The sequence below is a fragment of the Curtobacterium sp. PhB190 genome (genome assembly GCF_004365385.1).
Lineage (GTDB): Bacteria > Actinomycetota > Actinomycetes > Actinomycetales > Microbacteriaceae > Curtobacterium.
On sequence record NZ_SODN01000011.1, the window covers coordinates 1 to 25170 of the forward strand.

At 71.4% G+C, this 25170-nt stretch carries 21 protein-coding genes and 1 tRNA gene; 12 read left to right on the top strand and 10 right to left on the bottom strand.

The annotated features are described in order from the left end of the window. The first annotated feature begins 146 nt into the window (after nt 1–146). Complete coding sequence (locus EDF47_RS16580; RefSeq protein ID WP_133938472.1) at nt 147–1088, top strand: hypothetical protein; 942 nt, start codon at nt 147–149, stop codon at nt 1086–1088. A 60-nt stretch (nt 1089–1148) separates the two neighbouring features. Here the strand turns inward: EDF47_RS16580 and EDF47_RS16585 are convergent, their stop codons facing one another. The 5 genes from EDF47_RS16585 to EDF47_RS16605 form a co-directional block, all read right to left on the bottom strand. Continuing rightward, nucleotides 1149–1826 (bottom strand): ABC transporter ATP-binding protein, encoded by a 678-nt coding sequence (locus EDF47_RS16585; protein WP_111084468.1) that lies wholly within the window; start codon nt 1824–1826, stop codon nt 1149–1151. 140 nt (nt 1827–1966) lie between these two features. Beyond that, entirely contained in the window at nt 1967–3544 is a 1578-nt protein-coding gene (locus EDF47_RS16590; protein ID WP_133938470.1) for an ABC transporter permease, read from the bottom strand. Between the two features lie 129 nt (nt 3545–3673). Continuing rightward, nucleotides 3674–4384, bottom strand: coding sequence for a glycosyltransferase (locus EDF47_RS16595; protein WP_165918794.1), 711 nt, complete (start codon nt 4382–4384; stop codon nt 3674–3676). After that, a complete protein-coding gene (locus EDF47_RS16600; protein ID WP_166673254.1) occupies nt 4381–5736 on the bottom strand; it encodes a bifunctional PIG-L family deacetylase/class I SAM-dependent methyltransferase in 1356 nt (451 codons plus the stop codon). The genes EDF47_RS16595 and EDF47_RS16600 overlap by 4 nt, the downstream gene beginning before the upstream one ends. Then, nucleotides 5733–6770 carry an acyl-CoA dehydrogenase family protein gene (locus EDF47_RS16605; protein ID WP_133938464.1) on the bottom strand — a complete coding sequence of 346 codons (1038 nt, stop codon included), beginning with the start codon at nt 6768–6770 and terminating at the stop codon, nt 5733–5735. Before EDF47_RS16605 ends, EDF47_RS16600 begins: the two co-directional genes overlap by 4 nt. A gap of 110 nt (nt 6771–6880) precedes the next feature. Here EDF47_RS16605 and EDF47_RS16610 point away from each other — a divergent pair, with 110 nt between their 5' ends. The 4 genes from EDF47_RS16610 to rplL all read left to right on the top strand — a co-directional run bounded on the left by EDF47_RS16610 (nt 6881) and on the right by rplL (nt 10346). Then, entirely contained in the window at nt 6881–7615 is a 735-nt protein-coding gene (locus EDF47_RS16610; protein WP_197068690.1) for a response regulator transcription factor, read from the top strand. Further along, nucleotides 7612–9132 (top strand): HAMP domain-containing sensor histidine kinase, encoded by a 1521-nt coding sequence (locus EDF47_RS16615; protein WP_133938462.1) that lies wholly within the window; start codon nt 7612–7614, stop codon nt 9130–9132. The genes EDF47_RS16610 and EDF47_RS16615 overlap by 4 nt, the downstream gene beginning before the upstream one ends. 266 nt (nt 9133–9398) lie before the next feature. Next, nucleotides 9399–9914, top strand: coding sequence for a 50S ribosomal protein L10 (gene rplJ, locus EDF47_RS16620; RefSeq protein WP_123292121.1), 516 nt, complete (start codon nt 9399–9401; stop codon nt 9912–9914). A gap of 51 nt (nt 9915–9965) precedes the next feature. Further along, nucleotides 9966–10346, top strand: a complete 381-nt coding sequence (gene rplL, locus EDF47_RS16625; protein ID WP_123938632.1) for a 50S ribosomal protein L7/L12 — start codon at nt 9966–9968, stop codon at nt 10344–10346. Nucleotides 10347–10481: 135 nt separating this feature from the next. Here the strand turns inward: rplL and EDF47_RS16630 are convergent, their stop codons facing one another. Together EDF47_RS16630 and EDF47_RS16635 are read right to left on the bottom strand one after the other, a co-directional pair. After that, nucleotides 10482–11408, bottom strand: coding sequence for a hypothetical protein (locus tag EDF47_RS16630; protein WP_131879269.1), 927 nt, complete (start codon nt 11406–11408; stop codon nt 10482–10484). Between the two features lie 186 nt (nt 11409–11594). Continuing rightward, nucleotides 11595–13019, bottom strand: coding sequence for an amino acid permease (locus EDF47_RS16635; protein ID WP_123338869.1), 1425 nt, complete (start codon nt 13017–13019; stop codon nt 11595–11597). 141 nt (nt 13020–13160) lie between these two features. Here EDF47_RS16635 and EDF47_RS16640 point away from each other — a divergent pair, with 141 nt between their 5' ends. The 5 genes from EDF47_RS16640 to EDF47_RS16660 all read left to right on the top strand — a co-directional run bounded on the left by EDF47_RS16640 (nt 13161) and on the right by EDF47_RS16660 (nt 19860). Next, on the top strand, nt 13161–15053 hold the full coding sequence (locus EDF47_RS16640) for an ABC transporter ATP-binding protein (RefSeq protein ID WP_243698063.1): 1893 nt from the start codon (nt 13161–13163) through the stop codon (nt 15051–15053). A gap of 181 nt (nt 15054–15234) precedes the next feature. Then, entirely contained in the window at nt 15235–16599 is a 1365-nt protein-coding gene (locus tag EDF47_RS16645; protein ID WP_131879267.1) for a cystathionine beta-synthase, read from the top strand. Nucleotides 16600–16613: 14 nt separating this feature from the next. Further along, nucleotides 16614–17759, top strand: coding sequence for a cystathionine gamma-synthase (locus EDF47_RS16650; protein ID WP_131879265.1), 1146 nt, complete (start codon nt 16614–16616; stop codon nt 17757–17759). A gap of 90 nt (nt 17760–17849) precedes the next feature. Then, nucleotides 17850–19256 carry an MFS transporter gene (locus tag EDF47_RS16655; RefSeq protein WP_131879263.1) on the top strand — a complete coding sequence of 469 codons (1407 nt, stop codon included), beginning with the start codon at nt 17850–17852 and terminating at the stop codon, nt 19254–19256. Between the two features lie 31 nt (nt 19257–19287). Continuing rightward, nucleotides 19288–19860: a substrate-binding domain-containing protein gene (locus tag EDF47_RS16660; RefSeq protein ID WP_165932355.1), complete on the top strand. Its 573-nt coding sequence runs from the start codon at nt 19288–19290 to the stop codon at nt 19858–19860. A 56-nt stretch (nt 19861–19916) separates the two neighbouring features. On the opposite strand, the gene EDF47_RS16665 is transcribed toward EDF47_RS16660, so the two are convergent. After that, nucleotides 19917–20498 carry a TetR/AcrR family transcriptional regulator gene (locus EDF47_RS16665; protein WP_159573139.1) on the bottom strand — a complete coding sequence of 194 codons (582 nt, stop codon included), beginning with the start codon at nt 20496–20498 and terminating at the stop codon, nt 19917–19919. Between the two features lie 225 nt (nt 20499–20723). Between EDF47_RS16665 and EDF47_RS16670 the strand changes: the two genes are divergently transcribed. Together EDF47_RS16670 and EDF47_RS16675 are read left to right on the top strand one after the other, a co-directional pair. Then, nucleotides 20724–21980: a multidrug effflux MFS transporter gene (locus EDF47_RS16670; RefSeq protein WP_111084464.1), complete on the top strand. Its 1257-nt coding sequence runs from the start codon at nt 20724–20726 to the stop codon at nt 21978–21980. 64 nt (nt 21981–22044) lie between these two features. Continuing rightward, entirely contained in the window at nt 22045–24063 is a 2019-nt protein-coding gene (locus tag EDF47_RS16675) for a helicase HerA-like domain-containing protein (RefSeq protein WP_133938460.1), read from the top strand. A gap of 19 nt (nt 24064–24082) precedes the next feature. Here the strand turns inward: EDF47_RS16675 and EDF47_RS16680 are convergent, their stop codons facing one another. Both EDF47_RS16680 and EDF47_RS16685 read right to left on the bottom strand, forming a co-directional pair. Next, a complete protein-coding gene (locus EDF47_RS16680; protein ID WP_133938458.1) occupies nt 24083–24727 on the bottom strand; it encodes a hypothetical protein in 645 nt (214 codons plus the stop codon). A 292-nt stretch (nt 24728–25019) separates the two neighbouring features. Then, a tRNA-Ser gene (locus EDF47_RS16685) sits at nt 25020–25107 on the bottom strand. Between the last annotated feature and the right edge of the window lie 63 nt (nt 25108–25170).

The following is a 25170-nucleotide window of genomic DNA, read 5'->3' on the forward strand; positions in this document are numbered from 1 at the left end:
CCCAGAACCGTCGCTTGTCCTCACGCGTGTGCCAACGACCCACACCAACACCTCACCACTCAAGGTGTTGCAACCACCCCTTGAACCCAAGCCGGGAATCTGTCGCTTTCGCGTACCGGTCCGTGCCGCCGGGCAGGATGGGGCGCATGAGTGGAGCGCGCGGGCGGCAACTGCTGCCAGGACAGACCAGCCGGGTGCACGTGTACGACCTCGAGTCGCGGAGATCGCGGCTGGTGTTCGAGTCGAGGACGGTGCTCGTCGAGGCGCCGAACGTGCTCGATGACGGCACCCTCGTGCTGAACGGGAACGGCGACCTGTGGCTGCTGCCGCTCGCCGACGGCGGGCAGGTGCTCGACGAGACCGCGGTCGTCCCGGTGCCGATGCCCGGCGTCCCCGAGATCAACAACGACCACGTGCTCGACCCCTCGGGCAACTCGGTCGTGGTGAGCGGCCGCGACGGGGACCTCTACCGGGTGCCCGTGCCGGCCGGGGGAGCGGCCGCGACCCTCACTGACGTCACCTCCGCGCTGCCGGTCGTCCGGAAGTTCTACCTGCACGGCATCGCCCCGGACGGGGAGACCCTCGCGGCGATCGTCGGGGAGCGCACCGAGGCGGGCGTCTGGACCACCGACGTCGCACTCGTCGACCCCGCGACCGGCGAACCGACGTTCCTGACCCGCGACGAGCACCCCGACGACGGCGTCTCGTTCGCGGGCGAGATGCTCGTGTGGAACTCGGAGCGGTTCACGCCGGGCACCGCGCAGCTCGTCGCGCTGTGGCCAGGGGCGACCGACCCGGTCCGGATCACGAACGACGACCGGGTGAACTGGTTCCCGCACGTCTCGCCGGACGGGGAGCACCTGCTCTACCTGTCCTACGAACCGGGGGTGCAGGGCCACCCGGCCGACCACCGCGTGGAGCTGCGGCGGCTGCCCGGGGTGCTCGTCCGGGGCGCCCGGATCATGCCGGTGCCGGAGACCCTCGTCGTGCTCGACGGCGGCCAGGGCACGGTCAACGTCCCGCCGTGGTCCCCGGACTCCCGCTGGTTCGCCTACTGCGACTACCCCGTGGGTCGAGACTCGGTCTGAGCGACAGTCCTCGGGCTCGTGGCCACGAGGACTGTCGCCCGCCGCGAGACTCGGGTCACCTCAGACCTCGCGCACCTGCCCCTGCTTGAGGTGCAGGCGACGCTCGGCCCGCTTCGCCACCCACGAGTCGTGCGTGACGATGACGACCGTCAGCCCGCGTTCCTTCCACTGCTTCTCGATGAGCCCCATGATCTCGTCGCGGGTGCCCTCGTCGAGCGCGCCGGTCGGCTCGTCCGCCAGCAGGACGCTCGGGTTCTTCACCAGGGCACGGGCGATCGCCACGCGCTGCTGCTGCCCGCCGGAGAGCTCGGCAGGCAGGTGCTCCATCCGCTCGCCGAGCCCGACCTCGCGGAGCGCCGCCGTGGCCCGCTCGCGGATCTCCGAACGTGCCCGGTTCGCGAGCGACCCCGCGAACGCCGTCTCGACGTTCTCGAGCGCCGTCAGCGTCGGGATGAGGTTGAAGCTCTGGAACACGAAGCCGATCTCCGTCGCCCGCAGGTCGGTCAGCGCACGGTCGCCGAGCTTCGCCACGTCGCGGTCGCCACCGAGGTGGATCGAGCCGGCCGTCGGCCGGTCGAGCGCCCCGAGCATCTGCAGCAGCGTCGACTTGCCACCGCCGGTCGGCCCCTGGATCGCCACGAGCTGTCCCTGCGGGATCGTCAGGTCCACGTTCGTCAGGGCGGTGACGGTGCGGTTCTTCTGCTTGTACGTCTTGCTGACGTTGGTCAGCCGGTACATCGGACTGGAGGCGCGGCTCGCCTCCGCCTGGCCGGGTGCGGTGTCGGTGTCGGTGCTGGTCACGGTCACTCCTTCTGGTCGCGTGCTCGGGGTCGGTGCGGGTCCGGTGGTCGGCACCGCGCCGGTGGCGGGGCCGGGCATCAGGCCACGCTCCGCAGGGCCTCGGCCGGACGGAGCTTGCTCGCGCGCCAGCCGCCGAGTGCGCCGGCGATGAGGCCACCGAGGATCGCGAGGCCGATCGCCAGCAGGATCACCTCGACGGTCACCGGGGCGTGCAGGACCACGTCGGTCGTCGACGCGGTGCTCGCACCGCCGCCGAAGCCGCCAGCCGGGGCACCGCCTGTCGTACCGCTGCCCGCGGCCGCGGTCGCCGCGCCACCGGGCATGCCACCGCCGCCACCTGCGCCGCCGTCACCGGTCGTGCTCGAGGCGCTCGCCGAGATGGTAGGGCTGATGATGTTCACCACGAGGATGCCGATCAGACCGGCTGCTGCGCCGAGGACACCGCCGATGAGGCCCTGCACGAGGGACTCGCCGGCGACCTGCCGGGTGATGCGGCCGTTCGACCAGCCGATGGCCTTGAGGGTGCCGAACTCGCGGGTGCGCCTCGTGACGCCGGAGATCGTGAAGAGGATCGCGATGAGGAACGCCGCCGCCAGCACCACGATCGACAGCCAGGTGCCGAGGTTCGAGACGAGGCTCGACGCGGTGCTCAGCGAACCGGAGACGCTCGACGCCAGGTCGGACTCGGTGGAGACCGTGGCGGTGGTGAGCTTCTGCTGCAGGGCGGTCTTGATCGCGCTGACGTCCGACGAGGACTCGGCGGACACGTAGATCGAGGTGACCTTGCCGTCGAGGTCCGCCAGTGCCTGCGCGGTGTCGAGGGGGATGTAGGTGTTCGAGCCGGTCGTCGACGACGAGCCGGTCGAGGTGACGATGCCGATGACCTCGAAGTCGGTGCCGCCGATGTCGACCGTGTCGCCGACCGCCTTCGACTCGCTCTTCGCGTAGGACGCGTCCAGCACGACGACGTCCTTGCCGGCGTCCTTCGCGGTGAACGTGCGGCCCTTGGTGAGCTCGGTGCTGGTCAGGGGGCCGACGGCGTCGCCGGAGACCGGGATGCCCGTCACGGTGAACGAGTCGACGTTGAACGAGCCGCCGCCGAAGCCGCCGCCGCCCTGGCCGGAGTCGCCGCTCGGCGGGCCCTGCTGGGTGGAGCTGTCCGTGCTGCTGCTGTCCGTGCTGCTGCTGTCGGAGCTGCTGCTGTCCGTGCTGCTGCCGTCGGTCGACTGCTGGACCTGCCCCGAGAACGTGCTGTTCTCGAGGGTCAGGACACCGGTCGCCGCCTTGACGCCGTCGGTGCCCGTCACGGTCGTGAGGTTCGCGGCGCTGAGCGTGCTCGTGCCACGGGCGACGGCGAGCCGTGACTGCGACAGGTCGGTCGAACCGCTGCTGTCGCTGTCGTCACCGCTCTGGCTGCCGAAGTCGAAGCTCGGCCGACCGGAGCCCGAAGCGCTCGGGGTCGTCGTCTTCGTGACGGTGATGTCGGTGCCGACGCCGTACACGGACTGCAGGACGCTGGACTGGGCCGCCTTCACGCCGCCCGCGATCGAGGACACGATGACCACGAGGGCGATGGCCAACGCCATGCCGATCGCGATGATGACGGTCTGCTTCTTGCGGTTCGTGAGTTCGCGCCTGAGGTACGTCAGGAACATGGTTCTCCTCGGTGGTGGCCGGCTGGGGTCACCGGCCGCGCAGAGCGCACGGCGGGGCCGACGGAGGAGAACGTAGGCAGCCGGTCAGTGGCCGCCCCATCGGCAGCCTATGAGCTGTCTAAGGGGCCCTCAGCTCGCGTCGCCGTACTCCCGGCGCAGGTGCTCCGCGTAGCCGCCGGGCGTCCGGCCGGCGAACCGACCGCTCGTCACCACCGGCAGGTCGACCGTCGCGTCGACGCGGAACCCCATAGCGTGCGCCCGCTCGACGAGCCGGACGTCCTCGTGCTCGGGGACGGGGTCGAACCCGCCGAGCGCCAGGTACGCCGATGCCAGCACGCCGAGGTTCGCGCCGTGCACGTGCCCGAGCGCGGCGCCGGGCGGGTGCGCCTGCGTCCACCGGGCGAGCACGACCGGGTCCAGGTCGTCCGGGTCGGGGACGACGGCGCCGACGAGCACGTGCGCCCCGGAGCGGAGGGCGTCGGCCTGTTGGACCAGCCAGCCCTCCGGCACCCGCGAGTCCGCGTCGGTGTGGGCGAGCCAGCGGGACGCCGGGTCGGCAGGATGCTGCCGGAGCGCGTGCGTGGCCCCGATGGTGCGCGCCCGACCGACGCCGACGTGGGCGGTCGCGACGACGTCGACGGGGAAGCGCTCGACGACGGTCGCCGTGTCGTCGGTGCAGCCGTCGAGCACGACCGTCACCGAGACCGCCACGTCGGGGTGCTCCTCGGCGAGTCGGGCGCGGGCGGCGAGCAGGGCGTCGAGGCAGGCGGCGATGCGGTCTTCCTCGTCGTGGGCGGGCAGCACGACGTCGATCCGCGTGACGCCGGAGGGCGCGGTCACCGGACGAGTCCCTCGGCCCGTGCGACCGACACGACGCCGGGGCCGGGCAGGACGCTCAGCACGAAGTCCGGTTCGACGTGGCGGACGAGCGCCGGTCGTGGCCACCGTTCCGCGAGCCGGGCGTCCACCGCGTCACCGCTCGACACCGCCTCGTCGTCGGGGTGGCGCCAGTGGCAGGCGACCAGCACGCCGTCGTCGTCGAGCGACGCCAGCACCCGGTCGATCGTCTCGTCGAGGTCATCGGGGGACAGGTAGTAGCCCACCTCGGACATCACGACGAGGTCCCACCGACCCGCCGGCCACTCGGCGGGCAACGAGGCCTGCACGAACCGGGCCCCCGGCGCACGGACGGCAGCCCGGGCCAACGGTGCGGCCGAGATGTCGGTGCCGAGCACGGCGTCGGCCCGTTCGGCGAGCGCTGCGGTGAGGACGCCCGTGGCGCAGCCGAGCTCGAGCGCGGACCGGTACCGCTCGCGGGGGAGCGCGGCGAGCGTCACCGCCCGCTTGCGGCGTTCGTACCAGGAGCGCTCGAAGTCCCAGCCCTCCGGCTTCCGCTCGTAGTGCGCGTCGAACGACTCCCGCGAGCGCGACGCCGTCGGCTCCGGCACGAAGAACCACTCGGTCGACCGCAGGTGGTGCGCGGCGTGCCGGTCGTCGATGATCGCCTCGTCCCCGGCGGCACCGGACAGCGGGCGGACCTGCGAGGCGTAGGCGTCGAGGGCGGCGCGTTTCCGCTCACGGACGGCGTCGGCCAACGGCAGGACCCGGGCTCGGTCCCACGGCTGTGCGGACGCGGACGGGTCGTCCCAGTGCCACGCCCAGATCGGGTACGTCAGCAGCGACACCCCGGCGGCCTCGGCGGTGACCGCTTCGGCGACCTCGCCCGCGATGCGGTGGTCCCGGTGACCGTCCCCGCGCCACGGCGCCACCACGAGCGTCGGTCGCACGGCGTCGTCGAGCGCTCGCCGCAGGGCGTCGGTGACCTCGTCCCGGTGCTCCCGCGTCCCGCCGTCGGAGATCCCGACCGACGACGCCGTCGCCCCGGGGTGCAGCGTGGCGAGGGCCCGGGTGAACTCGTCGTCGCGCACGGTGGCCAGCTCCGACGCCGTCGTGGTGGGGGAGTCCGGGTGCGAGCGCTCGCCGCGGGTGAGGAGCACGACGTGGGTGGGGAGTCCCGCGTCGGCTGCGGTCGCGATGAGCCCGCCGGCACCGAGGGTCTCGTCGTCGGGGTGCGGCGCGAGGACGACCACGGAGCCGATGCCGTCCAGGTCGACGGGTGCGGCCGACCGTGTGTCGAGGAACGGCGTCCACACCGCGGGATCGGTGCCCGGCTCGCGGTGGTCGAAACTCACCACGCGACACCGCCGCGCTCCGTCACGATGCGGCCGATCCGGGCGAGGTCACGGGCCCCGTGGTCCTGCAGCACGTAGAGCTCGAGGTCGGCGACCCGCGCCGCGACCGCGGGGTCCGAGGTCAGGGGAGCCGGGCCGACGGTGGCGACGACCCGCTCGCGCACGGCGTCCACCGCTCGGCGCACCCGGGAGCGCACCGTCTGGGCGAGCAGCGGCCAGTCGGCGTCCGGAGCATCGGCGGCCTCGGACCGGTCGATCCGGGCGGCGGCGTCGGCGAGGACGTCCTCGGCGTCCGCGAGGTCGAGCACGGTCGCACCGAGCGCGGCCTGCAGCAGTTCGGACTCCGGGTGGGCCGCGGCCAGCGCGCGCAGGACCCTGCCGAGGCCCACCGCACCGCCCCACCAGCATGCGGCGACGCCGATGCCGCCCCACGCGAAGCCCGGTCGCTGCAGGTACCAGCCGGGTGCGCCGACGAGCCGTGCCGTGGCACCGTCGAAGTCCACCGGGCCGCTCGGCACGTCGGGCATGCCCCGGGCGACCCAGGCATCGTCGTGCGCGGTGACGCCGTCCTGGCGCAGGTCCACGGCGACGAGGACACGGTCGTCGCCGGCGTGCGCGGTCACCAGCGCGTGCGACAGCGTCGACGCGAGGGAGCACCACGGCTTCGTGCCGGTCAGGAGCGCCGTGCCGTCGTCCTGGAGCGCGGCCTCGAGTTGGAGTCCCGGGCCCTCGGCGGCGAAGACGCCCCAGGTCGAATCAGCGGGGACCGGCACGTCGGCCTGCTGCAGGATGCCGAGCGCGTCGAGGTGGGGTTCGACGGTGCGCGCGGTCGCGACGTCACCCGCGGCGACGGCGGCGAGCGTGGCGAGGAACCCGCCGGCGGTCCCCGCGGACAGGAGCGGGGTGGTGGTGGCGAGCGTGCGCGCGGCCGTCAGACGGTCTGCCGGGCTCGAGCCGGGCCTCCCGGCCGTCTCCTCGATCCCCGCGGTGTCGACGTGCCTGGCGGACGGTGGCCAAGCGGAGGATCGCAGCATCCCCCCAACCTACGAAGGAGCGGCCGAGTGCACTCGGAGCGATCCACAGAGCGCGGAGGGGCGGTCCACAGACAGCTCATAGGAATTCCTCGATACTCGAAGACGTGACCATCTCCCAGCCTGCAGCAGCCCCGCGCCTCACGCGTGCCGACGGAACCCCGTTGCGCATCCTGGTCGTCGACGACGAAGCCAGCCTCACCGACCTGTTGTCCATGGCGCTCCGCTACGAGGGCTGGGACGTCAAGAGCGCGAACGGCGGGCAGGACGCCCTGACGACGGCGCGGGAGTTCAAGCCCGACGCGATGGTGCTCGACGTGATGATGCCGGACCTCGACGGTCTGCAGGTGCTCAGCCGGCTGCGGCAGAACAACGACGACACCCCGGTGCTGTTCCTCACCGCGAAGGACTCGGTCGAGGACCGCGTGACCGGGCTCACCGCCGGCGGTGACGACTACGTCACCAAGCCGTTCTCCCTCGAAGAGGTCGTAGCCCGGTTGCGAGGCCTCATCCGCCGCTCGCAGATCTCGATCTCCGAGGCCGGCGACTCCCGCATCGTCGTCGGCGACCTCGTGCTCGACGAGGAGTCGTACGAGGTGCACCGTGCCGGCCGGCCGATCGAGCTGACCGCCACCGAGTTCGAGCTCCTCCGCTTCCTGATGCGCAACCCTCGTCGCGTGCTGTCGAAGGCGCAGATCCTGGACCGCGTGTGGTCGTACGACTTCGGCGGCAAGTCCTCGGTCGTCGAGATCTACATCTCCTACCTGCGCAAGAAGATCGACGCCGGTGAGACCCCGATGATCCACACGGTGCGCGGCGTCGGGTACGTCATCAAGCCCACCTCGTGACCCTCCGGCGTCGGCTCGTCCTGAGCATCGTCGCGCTCGTCGTCGTCGTCAGCGCGGTGATCGGGGCGGTGAGCATCATCGCGCTCTCGTCCATCCAGACGGGTGCGATCGACAAGCAGATCACGAGCGCCACCCACCGTGCGCAGCGCTACCTCGAGCAGAACCAGAGCGGGCAGCCGAGCATCGACCTGTCCCGTCCGTCGGGGCAGGCCGCGGGGACCCTGACCGCCTACTTCGTGGACGGGCAGGTCGTCATCGCGAACGTCCTCGACGACTACGGGCGACCGAGCTCCATCACGCAGTCGAGTGCCGCGGCCCTCGGCCAGGTGCGCGTGGGCGGCGACCCGGAGACGGTCGACCTCGGCTCGGACATCGGGCGCTACCGGCTCACCGCCGTGACCGTCGGTCCCGCCGTCCTGGTCGTCGGACTGCCGATGGCCCCGGTCTACGCCAGCGTCTGGTCGCTGTTCTGGGTGGTCGTCATCGTCGTCGGCACCGCCCTGCTCGCCGCGTCGATCGTCGCCGCCGTCGTGGTCCGGCGTTCGCTGCGCCCGCTCGAGCGCGTCGCCGAGACCGCCTCGACCGTGGCCCGGATGCCCCTCGACCGCAGTGACGCCCTGGACGGCGTCCGCGTGCCCGACACCGACCCCCGTACCGAGGTGGGCCGCGTCGGCAGCGCCTTCAACCGGATGCTCGGACACATCGCAGGCGCCATGCAGGCGCGGGAACGGTCCGAACAGAAGGTCCGGCAGTTCGTCGCGGACGCCTCGCACGAGCTCCGCACGCCGCTCGCCTCGGTGCGCGGGTACGCCGAGCTCACCCGTCGGATGGGCGGTGACCTGCCGAAGGACGTCGTCTACGCCATGAGCCGTATCGAGTCCGAGTCGATCCGGATGACGTCGATGGTCGAGGACCTGCTGCTCCTCGCCCGCCTCGACGAGGGGCGCGAGATCCAGTTCGACGAGGTCGACCTGACCGGCCTCGTGCTCGACGCCGTCAACGACGCCCACGCCGCATCGCCCGAGCACGTCATCGAGATCGACGTGCCGTCGTCGCCCGTCGTGGTTGTGGGGGACGCCGCGCGCCTGCACCAGGTCATCGTGAACCTCGTCACGAACGCCAGGACCCACACCCCTGAGGGCACGCGCATCACCGTGGGCCTCGCGCCGTCGCCGTCGGGCCCCGGTGTCGACCTGACCGTGCGGGACACCGGGCAGGGCATCGACCCGGAGTTCCTGCCGAAGCTGTTCGAGCGGTTCGCCCGTGCCGACAGCTCCCGGTCGCGCACCGTGGGGTCGACCGGGCTCGGGCTCGCGATCGTGGACGCGGTCGTGCAGGCGCACGGCGGCAGCGTCGAGGTGGCGAGCGTGCCGGGCGACACCGTGTTCACGGTGCACCTGCCGGTGGACCCGTCGGCCGCGTCGGAGTCGGAGTCGGCCGCGTCGGCCGCGTCGGCCGCTGCTGCGGTGTCCGCGGACTGGTCGGGGACGCCCGCTGCGGTGGACGCGACCCACTGACGCTGGGGAGGTGCGGGGCGGGCCCGCACCGCGCCTCCCGTCCGCCGTTTGGTCTCGTCCACGGCATCTGCTACTGTTCTCGAAGCCAAAGACCGCCGGATGTCGTGCTGCGTGCAGCATGACCGAAGGTCCTCACTCGTGAGGCATCCCGCGCAGGTGTTCCGAACCACTCCCACCATCTGGTGAGAGCAGCTCCGAGCCTCTGCGCCGGAGCTTTTTTCGTTCGTGGACCTGGGGCTACCGGCAAGAAACCCCCAAGGAGAACCATGGCGAACAAGGAAGCTGCGGTCGCCGAGCTCACGGAGTCCTTCCGTAGCTCGAACGCCGTTCTGCTCACCGAGTACCGCGGTCTCACGGTCGCGCAGCTCAAGGAGCTCCGCAACTCGATCCGTGAGCACGCCACGTACGCCGTGGTGAAGAACACGCTGACCAAGATCGCGGCGAACAACGCCGGCATCTCCTCGTTCGACGAGGAACTCGCCGGTCCGTCCGCTCTCGCCTTCGTCCACGGTGACACCGTCGCCGTCGCGAAGTCGCTGCGTGCATTCGCCAAGGCGAACCCCGAGCTCGTAGTGAAGGGCGGTTACTTCGACGGTAACCCGCTCACCGCGACCGAGGTGGACAAGCTCGCCGACCTCGAGTCCCGTGAAGTTCTGCTCGGCAAGCTCGCCGGCGCCTTCAAGGCCTCGCTGTTCGGTGCTGCGTACCTGTTCCAGGCCCCCCTCTCGCAGGCCGTCCGCACCGTGGACGCCCTTCGCGAGAAGCAGGAGTCCGCGGCCTGATCAGGCTCGCGTTCCACAACCACACGTATTACTGAGTAGTAGGAGAAAATCATGGCGAAGCTTTCGCAGGACGAGCTCATCGAGGCCTTCAAGGAGCTCACGCTCATCGAGCTCTCGGACTTCGTGAAGAAGTTCGAAGAGGTCTTCGAGGTCACCGCTGCTGCCCCGGCCGCTGCTGCCGCTCCGGCCGCCGCTGCCCCGGCCGAGGCCGCTGAGGAGAAGACCGAGTTCGACGTCATCCTCAAGTCCGCTGGTGACAAGAAGATCCAGGTCATCAAGGAGGTCCGTGGCCTGACGTCGCTCGGCCTCGGTGAGGCCAAGGCGCTCGTCGAGACCGCCGACGCCAAGATCCTCGAGGGTGCGAACAAGGAGACCGCCGAGAAGGCGAAGGCGACCCTCGAGGCCGCTGGCGCCACGATCGAGCTCGCGTAGTCTCGACCGTTCGGTTCACGAAGGCCGCTGCCCCTCGGGGTGGCGGCCTTCGTCGTGCGCGACCTTTCGCGCTCAGCGACAGTTCGCGGGTCGCCGGTGGCGTGAGGTGTCGCACAGCGCGTGAGGTCGCACTGCTCAGAAAGAGATGCCGTGCGAGCGGAAGAGCGCGCGGAGGCGATCGGGCTCGACCAGGTGCCACCAGGTGACGCGGATGACGGCGCGGACGATGGGGAGCGCACGGAGCCGGTCTTCACGTCGTTTCTCAGCCCAGAGCACGTCCGCAGGATCGCGCCCCCGCAGCATGGACGGGTCGACGTACTTCTGTCGCCCGTCGAACTCGACGATCACGCCCAACGTCGGGAACCAGAAGTCGACGCGGTCGACGGTGCCGTCTCGGTGTCGGAACTCGGCCTGTGGCTCGCACGGCGGGAGTCCGAGCTGGACGAACCGGATCGCGGCGAACGACTCGCCGACCGACTCGTGTCGAGCGTCCAACGCAGCGAGCACGGTCTCCGCACGCACGGATCCGCGCGCTGGACGGATCGGGACAGACCGGCGGAGGTCGTCGCGAGCGATCGCTCCCTGCCGGACTGCCGCATCGACGGCGACCGCTGCGGTGTGGGGTGCACTCGAGGTGATGAGCGCGAGCGCGGTGTCGAGTGCGGCGGTGACCGGCACACCGTCGAAGGCGACCGAGTCGTTCAGGGGCGGCCCTGGCCAGGGGTGCCGGACGAGACCTGCTCGGTGCTGGATCGACGGGACCGCCGGGTCGATGACGTGGACGCGATCTGGAGCGGTCCCGACCAGCGGCCACCCGTGCATCAATGCGGCGGTGACGTGCGAGAACACCGACCCGACTCGGAGCCGTGGTGCGATCGCCCGTGCGCGAGCGAGGTGCTGGCCGACAGGGCTGAGGGCCTCCCATTCGTCCGCTGGGATGTACACGCCAGCGAGCAGGCGGACGAGTGTGCCCGACGCATGCTTGCGTTGCAGGAGTCTTGCGTTCGCCGGATCCAGTGCTGTCGCCCGGAGCAGGCGTGGCCGGTGGGTGCTCTCGTTCATGCCGTGATGATCGTCGAGGCGGTCCGTGCCGTGTCTGCCCGTCGGACACCTGTGGACCTGGAGCCCCGGCGCCGTCCCTGTGGAGGAATGAGCCAGCATCGAGTTCACGGGCTCAGCGACGTCTCACGGGCAGTGGGGCGCGTGAACTGTCGCTGGGCCCGCGAAGTCGCCGGAGGGAGGCGCGGGTCAGCGCAAGGTGCTGTGACGGCGGCCGTAGGCCAGGTAGAGCACGGCGCCGACGACCATCCAGATGCCGAAGGCGATCCACGTCGTGGCGCCGAGGAACACCGCCAGGAGCACGCAGCTCAGGGCGCCGAGGATCGGCACGACGGGGAACAGCGGGACGCGGTACGAGCGCTCGAGGTCGGGCTGCGAGCGACGGAGCACGATGACCGACACGTTGACGAGCGCGAACGCGACGAGGGTGCCGATGCTGGTGGCGTCGGCGAGCTCGCCCAGGGGGACCAGGGCGGCGACGATCGTGACCGCGATGCCGATGATCAACGTGTTCGCGATGGGGGTGCCGGTGCGCCGGGAGACCCGACCGAAGACCTTCGGGACCAGGCCGTCGCGGGCCATGGTGAGCAGGATCCGGGTCTGACCGTAGAGCACGGTCAGCACGACGCTCGCGATCGCGATCACCGCGCCGATCGAGAACACCAGCGCGACGAGGGGCTGTCCGGTGACGTCGACCACGATGCGGACGAGCGAGGCCTCGGACGACGAGAAGTCCGTCCACGAACGGGCACCGATCGCGGCGATGGCGACGAGGATGTACAGCGCCGTGATGAGCGCGATCGAACCGATGATCGCCCGGGGGAGGTCGCGGCGCGGGTTCTTCGCCTCTTCGCCGGCGGTGGAGGCGGCGTCGAAACCGATGTACGAGAAGAAGAGCCTAGACGCCGCGGCCGTCACCCCAGCGGCACCCATCGGCGCCAGCGGCTCGAAGTTCTGCGCCTGGAAGGCCGTGAAGGCGACGACCACGAAGAACACGAGCAGTGCGATCTTCACGACGACCATGACGGTGTTCACCCAGGCGCTCTCGCGGGCACCAGGGATCAGGACGACGGTGGCGAGCAGGACCAGGACGGCCGCCGGCAGGTTCACGACGCCGCCGTCGCCCGGAGGCGCGGACAGTGCCGTCGGCAGGTGCAACCCGAACACGCGCAGGGTCTCGTCCACGTACTCGCTCGCGCCGACCGCGACCGCGGCCACCGAGACGGCGTACTCGAGGACGAGGCACCATCCGCAGACCCACGCGATGCCCTCGCCCATCGTGGCGTAGGTGTACGAGTAGCTTGACCCCGAGGTCGGGACGGCTCCGGCCATCTCGGCGTAGGACAGTGCCGAGAGCAGGGCCGCGATCCCGGCGACGACGAAGGAGATCCACACGGCGGGACCCGCGAGCGGCACGGCCGTGCCGAGCACCACGAGGATGCCGGTCCCGAGGGTCGCGCCGACGCTGATCATCGTCAGGTGCCAGACACCGAGCGACCGGCGGAGCGGTTCGCCGTTGACGCCGACGGCCGCCTCGGACTGCAGTTGCTCGATCGGCTTGCGGCGGGCGAGCTGCTGGCGGAGGGACGTGGGACGGGACGGCGCGGACGTCATGGGACCTCGGTGGTGCGGGGGCGGGGACGGCACATGCTCGCACGCCCCCTGAACGGGGTCAAATACGGCCGTCGGACTGCACTGCGGAACGGCGGTCGTCGAGCGCGCGCCGATGTCCGACCGCGGGGATACGGTTGCTGCATGAGCATGGGCGGCGGGATGCGCGGGGGCGGCGGTGGCGGTGGTCCGCGCGGCGGCGGCCGGATCTCCAGCGGTGACTTCCGTGCGCAGAAGGCCGCCAACGCCGAAGCGCCGAAGATCCCGCACCTGGTGAAGCGGATCGCCGGGCTGTTCGTCCCGCACCGGCGGTCGATCGTCCTGACGGTCGTCCTCGTGCTGGTCGGTGCTGCGATCTCGGTGATCCCGCCGCTGTTGACGCAGCAGGCGTTCGACCGGGGCCTGTTCCCACCCTCCGGCAGCCCCGACGTCCCGGTGCTGGTCGAGCTCGTGTCGGCGATGGTGTTCCTCTGGATCGCGAGCGCCGGGGTGGGCGTCTGGCAGACCTACCTGACGGCGACGGTCGGCAACAAGGTCATGGGTGCCATGCGGATGCGCCTGTTCGGGCACCTGCAGCGCATGGAACTCGCGTTCTTCACCCGCACGAAGACCGGGGTCATCCAGTCCCGCCTGCAGAACGACGTCGGCGGCGTCGCGAGCGTGCTGAACAACACGATCTCGTCGGTGCTCGGCAACACCGTCACGGTCATCGCCGCCATCGTCGCCATGCTGCTGCTGAGCTGGCAGATGACCCTGGTCGCGGTCGTGCTGCTGCCGTTGCTCGTCATCGCGCAGCGTCGGGTCGGGCAGGTCCGTGCCCGCATCGCCGGGCAGACGCAGGAGTCGCTGTCCGACATGACGGCGATCACGCAAGAGGCACTGAGCGTCTCCGGCATCCTGCTGGCCAAGAGCTTCAACCAGCAGCGCAGTGAGACCCGCCGCTACGGGGACGAGAACCGCAACCAGATCCAGTTGCAGGTCCGCCAGCAGATGTCCGGGCAGTGGTTCTTCGCGATCGTGCAGATCTTCCTGTCGATCATCCCGGCGATCATCTACCTCGTCGCGGCCTGGCTGATCATCGGCGACGTCCCGATCACCGCCGGCACCATCGTCGCGTTCACGACGGTGCAGTCGCGCTTGCTGTTCCCGACGGTCGGCCTGCTCCGGGTGGTGCTCGACCTGCAGACCTCCGGAGCGCTGTTCGCTCGGATCTTCGAGTACTTCGACCTGAAGCCCGCGATCACCGACTCGCCCACGGCGAAGCCCGTCGACGACACCATGGTCGGTCACGTCGCGTTCGACGACGTGACGTTCACGTACCCGGACGGCGAGGCCGACAAGCCGACGCTCCGCGGGGTCTCGTTCGACCTCCGACCCGGGCAGTTCGCCGCCTTCGTCGGTCCATCGGGCGCGGGCAAGACCACCGTGTCGTACCTGGTGCCACGGTTGTACGAGGCGACCGAGGGTTCCGTGCGGTTCGCCGGACAGGACGTCCGCGACCTCGTGCACGAGGACCTCATGCGCCACGTGGGGATCGTCAGCCAGGAGACGTACCTGTTCCACGCGACGATCGGCGACAACCTGCGCTACGCCAAGCCGGACGCGACCGACGACGAGGTCGAACGGGCGGCACGCGCGGCGAACATCCACGACACGATCGCCTCGTTCCCGGACGGCTACGACACGGTCGTGGGGGAACGCGGGTACCGACTGTCCGGCGGCGAGAAGCAGCGGATCGCGATCGCGCGGGTGCTCCTGAAGGACCCTCCCGTGCTCGTGCTCGACGAGGCCACGAGCGCGCTCGACTCGATCTCGGAGCGCGTGGTGCAGACCGCGCTCGACACCGCCGCCGCGGGGCGCACCACCATCTCGATCGCGCACCGGCTGTCGACGATCCGGGACGCCGACGTCATCTTCGTGCTCGACCACGGGCGGATCGTCGAGCAGGGCACGCACGACGAACTCCTCGCGCTCGACGGCACCTACGCGCTCCTGCACCGGCAGCAGAACGCCCCGGCGGACGCCGTCGGCCGCTGACCCCGCCGATCACGGCCACCGACCTGCGGGCGGGCGCGCCGATCGGACACGCGCCCCCAGACCGGACGGGAGGCCCGTGGCGGCCCCGCCACGGGCCTCCCGTCCGACACGGGGCACGACCAGGGCGAGGCGCACGTCACGACCCAGCAGAACGCGGTGTCGGCGTCCTAGACTCGGCCCCGTGCGTTACGCGAACTCCGTGGTCGACCTCGTCGGCGACACCCCGCTCGTCAAGCTCAACCGCGTCACCGAGGGGGTGCGCGCGACCGTCCTGGTGAAGGTCGAGTACCTGAACCCCGGCGGATCGTCGAAGGACCGCATCGCCACGCGCATCATCGATGCTGCCGAGGCCTCCGGTGACCTGCGACCCGGCGGGACGATCGTCGAACCCACCTCGGGCAACACCGGGGTCGGGCTGGCGCTCGTCGCTCAGCAGCGCGGCTACCGGTGCGTGTTCGTGCTGCCGGACAAGGTCGGCGAGGACAAGCGCAACGTCCTGACGGCGTACGGCGCCGAGATCGTCGTCACACCGACGGCAGTGGCGCCCGAGCACCCGGAGTCGTACTACTCGGTGTCCGACCGGCTCGTCCGCGAGATCCCCGGCGCCTACAAGCCGAACCAGTACGCGAACCCGAACGGCCCCCGCAGCCACTACGAGACCACCGGTCCGGAGATCTGGCGCGACACCGAGCAGCAGATCACCCACTTCGTCGCGGGCGTCGGGACGGGTGGCACCATCTCGGGCACCGGGCGCTTCCTGAAGGAGGCGTCCGACGGCCGTGTCCGCATCGTGGGGGCCGACCCCGAGGGCTCGGTCTACTCCGGCGGCACCGGCCGGCCGTACCTGGTCGAGGGTGTGGGCGAGGACTTCTGGCCGACCGCGTACGACCCCGAGGTGCCGGACGAGATCATCGCGGTGTCGGACGCCGACTCGTTCGCGATGACCCGCCGCCTGGCGCGGGAAGAGGGCCTGCTCGTGGGCGGGTCCAGCGGGATGGCGGTCGTCGCCGCGATGCGGGCCGCCCGCGACCTGACCGAGGACGACGTCGTCGTGGTGCTGCTGCCCGACGGCGGTCGCGGCTACCTCGGCAAGATCTTCAACGACCGGTGGATGCGCTCGTACGGCTTCGCCGAGACCGACGAGGCGCGCACCGTCGGCTCGCTCATCGCCGGCAAGGACGGACGTCTGCCCGACCTGGTGCACGCGCACCCGGCGGACACCGTGCGCGAGGTCGTCGACATCATGACCAAGTACGGGGTGTCCCAGATGCCCGTGCTCAGCGCGGAACCGCCGGTCGTCATCGGCGAGGTCATCGGCGCCGTCGCCGAGAAGGACCTGCTCGAACAGGTCTTCACCGGTGCCGCGAAGATGACGGACGCCCTGACCGGTTTCGTGGGCGAGTCGCTCCCGTTGATCGGCGTGGGCGAGTCCGTGTCCGCAGCGCGTCGAGCCCTCGAGACGGTGGACGCCCTGCTCGTCGTCGAGGACGGCAAGCCGGTCACGGTCCTGACCCGCCACGACCTCCTGACCTACCTCTCCGAGTAAGGAACGCAGCCAGCATGACCGAGTTCAGCACCCGCGCCGTCCACGCCGGCCAGGAGCCCGACGGCCCCACCGGCGCCGTCATCCCGCCGATCCACCTGACGTCCACCTACGTGCAGGACGGCATCGGCGGGATGCGGAACGGCTACGAGTACTCCCGTGCCGGCAACCCGACGCGCGACTCCCTGCAGACGCTGCTCGCCGACCTGGACGGCGGCGTGGCCGCGTACTCCTTCGCTTCCGGTCTCGCCGCCGAGGACGCCCTGCTCCGGGCGGCGCTCCGTCCCGGGGCCCGCGTCGTGATGGGGAACGACGTGTACGGCGGGACCCACCGTCTGGTCAGCCGACTGCACGTGCCGTGGGGCGTCGAGCTCGTCGTCGTCGACATGAGCGAGCTCGACCAGGTCCGGGCCGCGCTGCAGGGCGCCCCCGAGGACACCGTGCTCTGGGTCGAGACGCCGACCAACCCGCTCATGAAGATCGCCGACATCGCCGGACTCGCGACCCTCGGGCACGAGGCCGGTGCACTCGTCGTCGTGGACAACACCTTCGCGTCGCCGTACCTGCAGCAGCCGCTGTCGCTCGGTGCCGACGTCGTCGTGTACTCGACGACGAAGTACCTGGGTGGCCACTCCGACGTCGTCGGTGGGGCCGTCGTACTCGCCGACCAGGAGCTCGCGGCGAAGGTGCAGTTCCTGCAGTTCGGCGCCGGTGCGATCTCGTCGCCGTTCGACGCCTTCCTGACCACCCGCGGCATCAAGACCCTGGCGGTCCGGATGGAGCGGCACTCCACGAACGCGCAGGCCGTCGCCGAGGGGCTCGTCGCAGCGCCGGGCATCGAGCGCGTCTACTACCCGGGGCTCGCCGACCACCCGGGGCACGACATCGCCGCCCGCCAGATGCGCGGGTTCGGCGGGATGCTGTCCGTCGCACTGTCCGGCGGCCCGGACGCTGCCCGGCGCTTCGCGGAGTCCACGGAGCTGTTCGCGCTGGCCGAGTCGCTCGGGGGAGTGGAGTCGCTCATCGGGTACCCGAGCGAGATGACGCACGCCTCGGTGAAGGGCACGGAGCTCGCGGTGCCCGAGAACGTGGTGCGCCTGTCCGTCGGCATCGAGGACGCGGGCGACCTGATCGCGGACCTGCAGCAGGCGCTGACGCGCTGACGCGGACCTGCAGCACGCGCTGACGCGCATCGCGCGTGGTCCGCGCCCCGCGACGTCGGCGGTGTCGCCCCTCGCCCCTACGATGAGCGGGTGAGCACCACGGCGACGAGGACGGGCCTGCTGAGCGGGCGGTACGCCCTCGCGACGATCGGCATGGTCGCCATCGTGGGCGTCGCGGCGTTCCAGAACCTGGCGATGACGACGATCATGCCGGTGATCAGTCGCGACCTGGACGGCGAGGCCCTGTACGCCCTGGCCTTCGCGGCACCGCTCGCGGCCGGGGTGCCCGGCATGGTGCTCGCCGGCAACTGGACCGACCGCGCGGGCGGCCGGATCGTCGCCTGGGTCTCCGCGCTGCTGTTCGCCGTCGGGACCGCCGTGGTCATGCTCGCGCCGACGATGGAGGTCTTCCTCGTCGGTCGACTGGTCGAGGGCTTCGGTGCCGGCTCGATCGACGTCGTGCTGTACGTGCTCGTCGCCCGGATCTTCCCCGCCGAGCTGCACGGACCGGTGTTCGCCGGGTTCGCGGCCGCGTGGGTGGTCCCGGCGCTCATCGGCCCGGCGATCGCCGGCATCGTCACCGACACCTGGAACTGGCACTGGGTCTTCGCGGGGGCGCTCGTGATCGCCGTGGGTGCGTTCACCGTGCTCGTGCCGACGCTCGGGCGGCTGCAGGCACCGGCGGTCGAGCTGCGACCGCCGTGGCAGCGGATCCGGATCGGGTGGTCGGTCGCCGCGGCCGTGTCGATCCTGCTGCTGAACGTCGCGCCGGACCTGACCCCGCGGGGGATGGTGGCCGCGGTCGTGGTCGGCCTGGTCGGGACGTGGTTCGCGCTGCGCCCGCTGCTGCCGACCGGCACCTTCCGCGCCGCCGCGGGCCTGCCCTCGGTGGTGCTGCTGCGCGGGCTCGTGGCGGCGTCGTTCTTCGGCAGCGAGGCGTACGTGCCGTTCCTGCTGCAGGCGAAGCACGGCCTGTCCGCTTCGGCTGCGGGGCTCGCGCTGACCGTCGCCGCGCTCAGCTGGGCGGCGTCGAGTTGGGCGCACGGTCGGCTGGGGGAGCAGCGCTTGACCGCACGTCGGACCTTCGGTGTCGGACTCGTGCTCGTCCTGGTGAGCCTGCTGGCGGCCTTCGCGGTGGCGACGCTCGACCTGCCGTGGTGGGTGCTCGTCGCCGGCTGGTTCGTCGGCGGCGCGGGCATGGGGGCGATCTACCCGCGGACGTCGATGCTCACCCTGCGGTTCTCGGGCGAGGGCGACGACGGCTTCGCGAGCTCGGCGCTCACCATCGCCGACGCCGCGGGCAGCGTCATCGGCCTGGCGGTCACCGGGCTGCTGTTCACCGCGACCGGCGGCGCCGAGGGCACGGTGTCCTTCCCGCTGGTCTTCGCGGCGATGATCTGCTTCGCCGCACTGGCGATCGCCGCGGTCCGGCGGCTCGGACCCGTCCCCGTCCCCGCGCCGGTGTCGTCGGCGTCGTCGGACCGCGCAGCCGGGTAGCGTGGCAGACCGGACCGAAGAGGAGACACCCGTGGTGCGCATCGTCGCTGCAGCCGTCATCCTGACGGCCGCCCTCGCGTTGGCCGGCTGCCAGGGCACGACGTCCGCTGCGCCCACGCCGGTGCAGAGCACGGACCTGACCAGCTCCGACGGCGGGTTCGACAAGCAGGCCGTCATCGGCGTCGTGCTGGTCGACGACGACGCGGCCCTGGGCGAGGACCTGCGGACCGGCCTGTCCGATGCCGGGTTCCGTCCCGACGTCCGGGTCGCACCCGCGTCCGGTGCGGCGGCGTCCCAGCGGACCGCGGTCGCCCAGCTCGTCCGCAAGGGCGCCAAGGCCCTGCTCGTGCACGCGGCTCGGCCGTCCGCGCTCACCGGGGTGATCCAGACCGCGCACGACGCCGGTGTCGTGGTGGTGTCCCTGGGCGATCCGCTGCCGGCGAGCGGTACCGGCGGCGACGGTGTGTCGGCCGACTACCGGGTGCCCGCAGCGGCGGACGACGCGGACCTGGCGGCCACCGCGGTCGAGGTCGTGCAGTCGTTGCAGCGCGGCGAGAAGCCGGAGACCGAACCGAGCGACGGCGACTCGACCGACGCCGAGTGAGCCGAGGCGAGCCGCGCCACCAGGCCGGTCAGCGCCGTGCCACCAGGCGGCTCAGCTCAGCTCCACCAGGCCGGGAACGACAGCGTGATCGTCTCGACCAGCGCCTTCCGCGACCGTCGGGGTCCGGCGAGCCACGCCTCGATCGCTCCGACGAAGCCCTGCGCGACGTAGCCGGCGGCCACGTCGTCGAGGAGCTCCGGGCGGCGGTCGGCGTCGAGTTCGCGGATGTGCAGGGCACTCGACTCGGTGAAGTGGCCCACGAGCAGCCGGTGCAGTGACGCGTCGTTCGGGTCCGGCAGTGCCTTGGCGTAGATGTCGCGGTGGGTGGTCACGTGCTCGACGACCGCGTTGATGCCCCGCCGTGTGATGGTCGCGAGCTCGGCCGCGTCGGCTCCGCGGGCGGCTGCGGCCCGTCGGTCGTCGGCGTCGTCCTGCCGGATGCGGTCGAGCTCCGGCGTCAGCACGTCGGCGAGCAGCGATCCGGGGGAGACCGCGTGCGAGTAGAACGTCGCGCGGTTGATGCCGGCGGCACGGGTGACGTCCGCGACGGTGATCTCGGAGACGGGGCGGTCGGCCGCCAGTCGCAGGATCGCTTCGCGCAGGGCGGCGGTCGTGTGCAGGATCCGGGCATCCACCATGACGCCCACCCCCTTCTGATCCGGTTCACCCGGAGGCCCCCGAGCAGTCCGACGGTACCGCATGGCACGGGATCGGCACGCGGACGGCGTGTGGCAACACGCGGGCAATCCGAGCCGAGGGCGTCGGGAGCGCTCCTGCGGCCCGTAGGATGGTTCCGCGGACGAATCGATTCGATCGACGCCGCGATCACCTCCCCGCCCCTCACCGCCGAAGGACTCCTGCTCGTGACCGCGCCCGCCACCACCGGTTCGCTCCGGGTCGTCCTGCACCCCGGAGACTCACTCTCCCGTGGGCAGCGACTCGTCTACGTCTTCGTCCTGGGCGCCCTGACGGCGCTCGGGCCGTTCACGATCGACCTGTACCTGCCGGCGTTCCCGGCGATCAAGGAGCAGTTCGGCGTCACCGACGGCGCCGTGCAGCTGACGCTCACGGCGACGACGCTCGGGTTCGCGTTCGGGCAGCTGCTCGTCGGCCCGTGGAGCGACAAGGTCGGCCGCCGGCTGCCGCTCATCATCGCGACGACGGTGCACATCGCCGCGTCGATCGGCGCGGCGACCGCTCCCGACATCGAGCTCCTCGCGGTGTTCCGCGTGCTCCAGGGCATGGGTGCTGCCGCCGGCGGTGTCGTCGCGATGGCCACCGTCCGCGACCTGTTCGGCGGCAAGCCGCTCGTCCGGATGCTGTCCCGCCTGGCGATGGTGAACGGGCTGGCGCCGATCCTCGCGCCGCTCATCGGCTCGCAGATGCTCCAGTTCACCAGCTGGCGCGGCATCTTCGTCTTCCTCGCCTGCTACGGCCTGGCCGTGGTGATCGCGTCGATCCTGCTCATCGTCGAGACCCTGCCCCCTGCCCGTCGCCGCGAGGCCGGCCACTCCACGATCGGTCAGCGGTACAAGGCGCTGTTCTCCGACCGGATCTTCGTGGGGGTCGCGCTCATCGGGGCGATGGTGTTCAGCGGGTTGTTCTCGTACCTCAGCTCGTCGCCGTTCCTGTTCCAGGGTGTCTACGGACTCGACGCCCAGCAGTACGGGCTGCTCTTCGCGGTGAACTCGGTGGGCGTCGTGCTCGGTGTGCAGATCTCCGCGCGGTTGGCGCAGCGCGTCGGGCCGCAGTGGATCCTGGCGTGCTCGACGGCGACCCTGTTCCTGGCGTCGATCGCGATCATCGTGCTCGACCAGCTCGGTGCGGGGCTCGTGGGCGTGCTCGTGCCCCTGTGGTTCTTCATCGCGGCCTGCGGGTTCTCGTTCCCCCTCGTCCAGGTCATCGGCCTTGCTGCGCACGGCAAGGAGGCCGGGACGGCGGCGTCGCTGCTCGGCGCCCTGAACTTCGGCGTCGCCGGCCTGATCTCGCCGATCGTCGGTTGGCTCGGCATCACCACCGCGACCCCGATGGCGATCGTGATGGCCTCGACCTCGGTGATGGCCATCCTGATCCTGTGGTTCGTGGTGCGGCCCCGGACGGTCCCCGAGCTCACGCACTGACGGGTTCTCCACAGCTGCCCGGATCAGCCGGACAGCGGCCCCCGCGCGTCCATAGGCTGTGCCCATGAGCGACGCGGTGGAGCAGGCACGGGCAGCGGCCGAGGCCGCCAGGCAGGCAGCGGACGAGGCACGCCGGCTGGCCGACGAAGCCGTGCAGCGGGCCGAGGAGCTCGCCGCCGCACTCGCCGGACAGGAGGCCCGGCTCGCCCCCGACGCGGAGCCCGCCTCCGCCACCCCACCGGCTCCAGAGCCCACCGCCGCAGGACCCACCGCAGCCGTCCCGGACGACGCGACGGCGGCTCCCGACGCGGCCGTCCCGGCACCGGCGGACGCCCCTGCGGCCGGCACCGCGCCTCCCGGCAGTGGCGCAGCCCCGCTCGGGCCGGACGCCGTCGCCGCGATCCGCACCGGCTACACCGTCAAGGGGCAGGCGCTCGAACTCGGTGCCCTGGTGAACGGCGAGGCGCAGCCCGACGTCCAGGTCCGCATCCCGCTCGGCATGCTGAACCGGCACGGGCTGGTCGCCGGTGCGACCGGCACCGGCAAGACCCGCACGCTGCAGGTCCTCGCCGAACAGATCGCGGCGAACGGCGTGCCGGTCTTCGCGGCCGACATCAAGGGCGACCTGTCCGGGCTCGCGGTGGTCGGGCAGGGGAACGAGAAGCTGCTCGCGCGCACCGCGGGCATCGGCCAGCAGTGGCAGGGCGTCGCGAGCCAGGCGGAGCTCTTCTCGCTCGGTGGTCAGGGCACGGGCGTGCCGATCCGCGCGACGGTGTCCGGGTTCGGGCCGTTGCTGCTGTCGAAGGTGCTCGGCCTGAACGACACCCAGGAGTCCTCGCTCGGACTGGTGTTCCACTACGCGGAGCAGGCCGGGTTGCCGCTCGTCGACCTGGCCGACCTGCGGAGCGTGCTGACGTTCCTGGTGGGCGACCAGGGCAAGGGCGAGCTCGCCGAGCTCGGTGGTCTGTCGAAGCAGACCGCCGGGGTGATCCTGCGCGAGCTCATCACGTTCGCTGACAAGGGTGCCGACCAGTTCTTCGGCGAGCCCGAGATCGACACGCAGGTGTTCCTGCGCACGGCGGCGGACGGCCGGGGGATCGTGAGCCTGCTCGAGGTGCCGGGCGTGCAGGACCAGCCCGAGGTCTTCTCGACGTTCCTGATGTGGCTCTTGGCCGACCTGTTCAACGAACTGCCAGAGGTCGGCGACCAGGACAAGCCCAAGCTGGTGTTCTTCTTCGACGAGGCGCACCTGCTGTTCAGCGGGGCGTCGAAGGACTTCACGGACCAGATCGTGCGGACCGTGCGGTTGATCCGGTCGAAGGGCGTCGGGATCTTCTTCGTGACCCAGACCCCGAAGGATGTGCCGAACGACGTCCTGGCGCAGCTCGGGTCGCGCATCCAGCACCAGCTGCGGGCGCACACCCCCGACGACGCGAAGGCGCTCCGGGCGACGGTGTCGACCTACCCGTCGAGCGACTACGACCTGGGTGAGGTACTGACCTCGCTGGCGACCGGCGAGGCGATCGTCACCGTCATGAACGAGAAGGGTGCGCCGACGCCGGTCGCGTGGACCCGGTTGCGCGCGCCGCAGGGGTCGATGGACCCGATGCCCGCCGCCGAGATGCTGTCGCGGGTGCAGGCATCGCCGTTGCTCGCGACGTACGGCACCCGGGTGGATCCGGACTCGGCGCACGAGATGCTCGCGCGCCGGATGGAGGCAGCTGCTGCCGAGGCCGCGGCGGCGGACGCGCAGAAGGACGCAGCCATCGCGGCGGCCGAGGCCGAGAAGGAAGCCGCGCGGGCGGCGGCGACCGCGGCCAAGGAGGCCGCGGCGCAGGCCAAGCAGGAGGAACGCGAGCGGGCTGCTGCGCAGAAGGAGTACGAGCGGACGCAGCGCGAGTTCGAGAAGGCCGAGCGGGCTGCGGCGTCGCGGCGTTCGGGCCGGTCGGGGCGGAGCACGCGGACGACGACCTCACGGAAGGCGGACGACCCGCTGTCGGACCTGCTCGGGTCACGGCTCGGCGGCACGATCGCGAAGGAGGTCGTGCAGGGGATCTTCTCGACGCTGCGCCGACGTCGGTGACGTCCAGCGGCTCCGAGCGTCAGCGACCGAGCAGGCCGGTGAACTCGACGACGAGCAGACCCAGGACGACGAGTGCTGCCACTCCGCCGACGAGCAGGTAGGCCGGCCGCTGTTCGTACCAGGCGCGGCTCGAGGGGTAGCGCTTCGCGAAGACCCGGGCCGAGACCGGACGTGCCTCTTCCGTCACCTGGACGCCCAGGGCGTCGACGACCTGGGCGAGCCCGTCGTCGCCCCACACGTCGGCACGGATGCGGAACAGGTGCGCACCCGTCGCGTCGAACGCCACGAGTTCGCGCATGGTGCGGTCGACCGAGCTGCCGTAGGTGGTGGCGAGCACCAGATTGTGCACGCGGTCGCGGGGGATCCGACGGTGCGCGGTGACCACGCCCCGGATCGTCAGGCCGTCAGGGTCGATGCCGATGTACGCCGTGCTCAGTCGGACGAACACGACGCCCACGAGGACCGCCAGCGCGACGACCACGGTCGCGACCATCGCCCACGTCCGGAACGGGAACGACACCCAGACCAGGGCGACGGCGAGCGGCACGGCCGAGAACACGATGCTCAGCGCAGTCGAACGGACCAGGGACCGACGGGGGCGGAGGACGACGTCGTACACGGTGGCACGGAGGTGCGGCGTCGCTGGCACCGTCATGTCCCCCATGCGCTTCTCCTGAACCCTCGGGTCTCCCGGGCACGCCGAATCGGCCGCCCTGCGAGCGACGCCCCTGCCGCTCGATGCACCGCGGTCGACTCGTCCCGGAGTCGTCCGCTCCGGCAAGCATAGGTGCACGACGGGGACCGGGGACAGCACGTTCCACCCCGGATCGGCGTTTGACGGCCAGTCCTTGGCGAACAGGGGACAGGTGGGTCCGCCGCGTGGGGGACCAGCCGGCGCGACCACGACGCGCGCCGCCCGGAACGACGAAGGCCCCGCACTCGGTGCGGGGCCTTGCTGGCGGAGAATGGGGGATTCGAACCCCCGAGGGCTTGCACCCAACACGCTTTCCAAGCGTGCGCCATAGGCCACTAGGCGAATTCTCCTTGTGCTGTCTCGCGACGGCGACACCCAATGGTACAGGTTCCCAGGGGTGCTCACGACCGTGT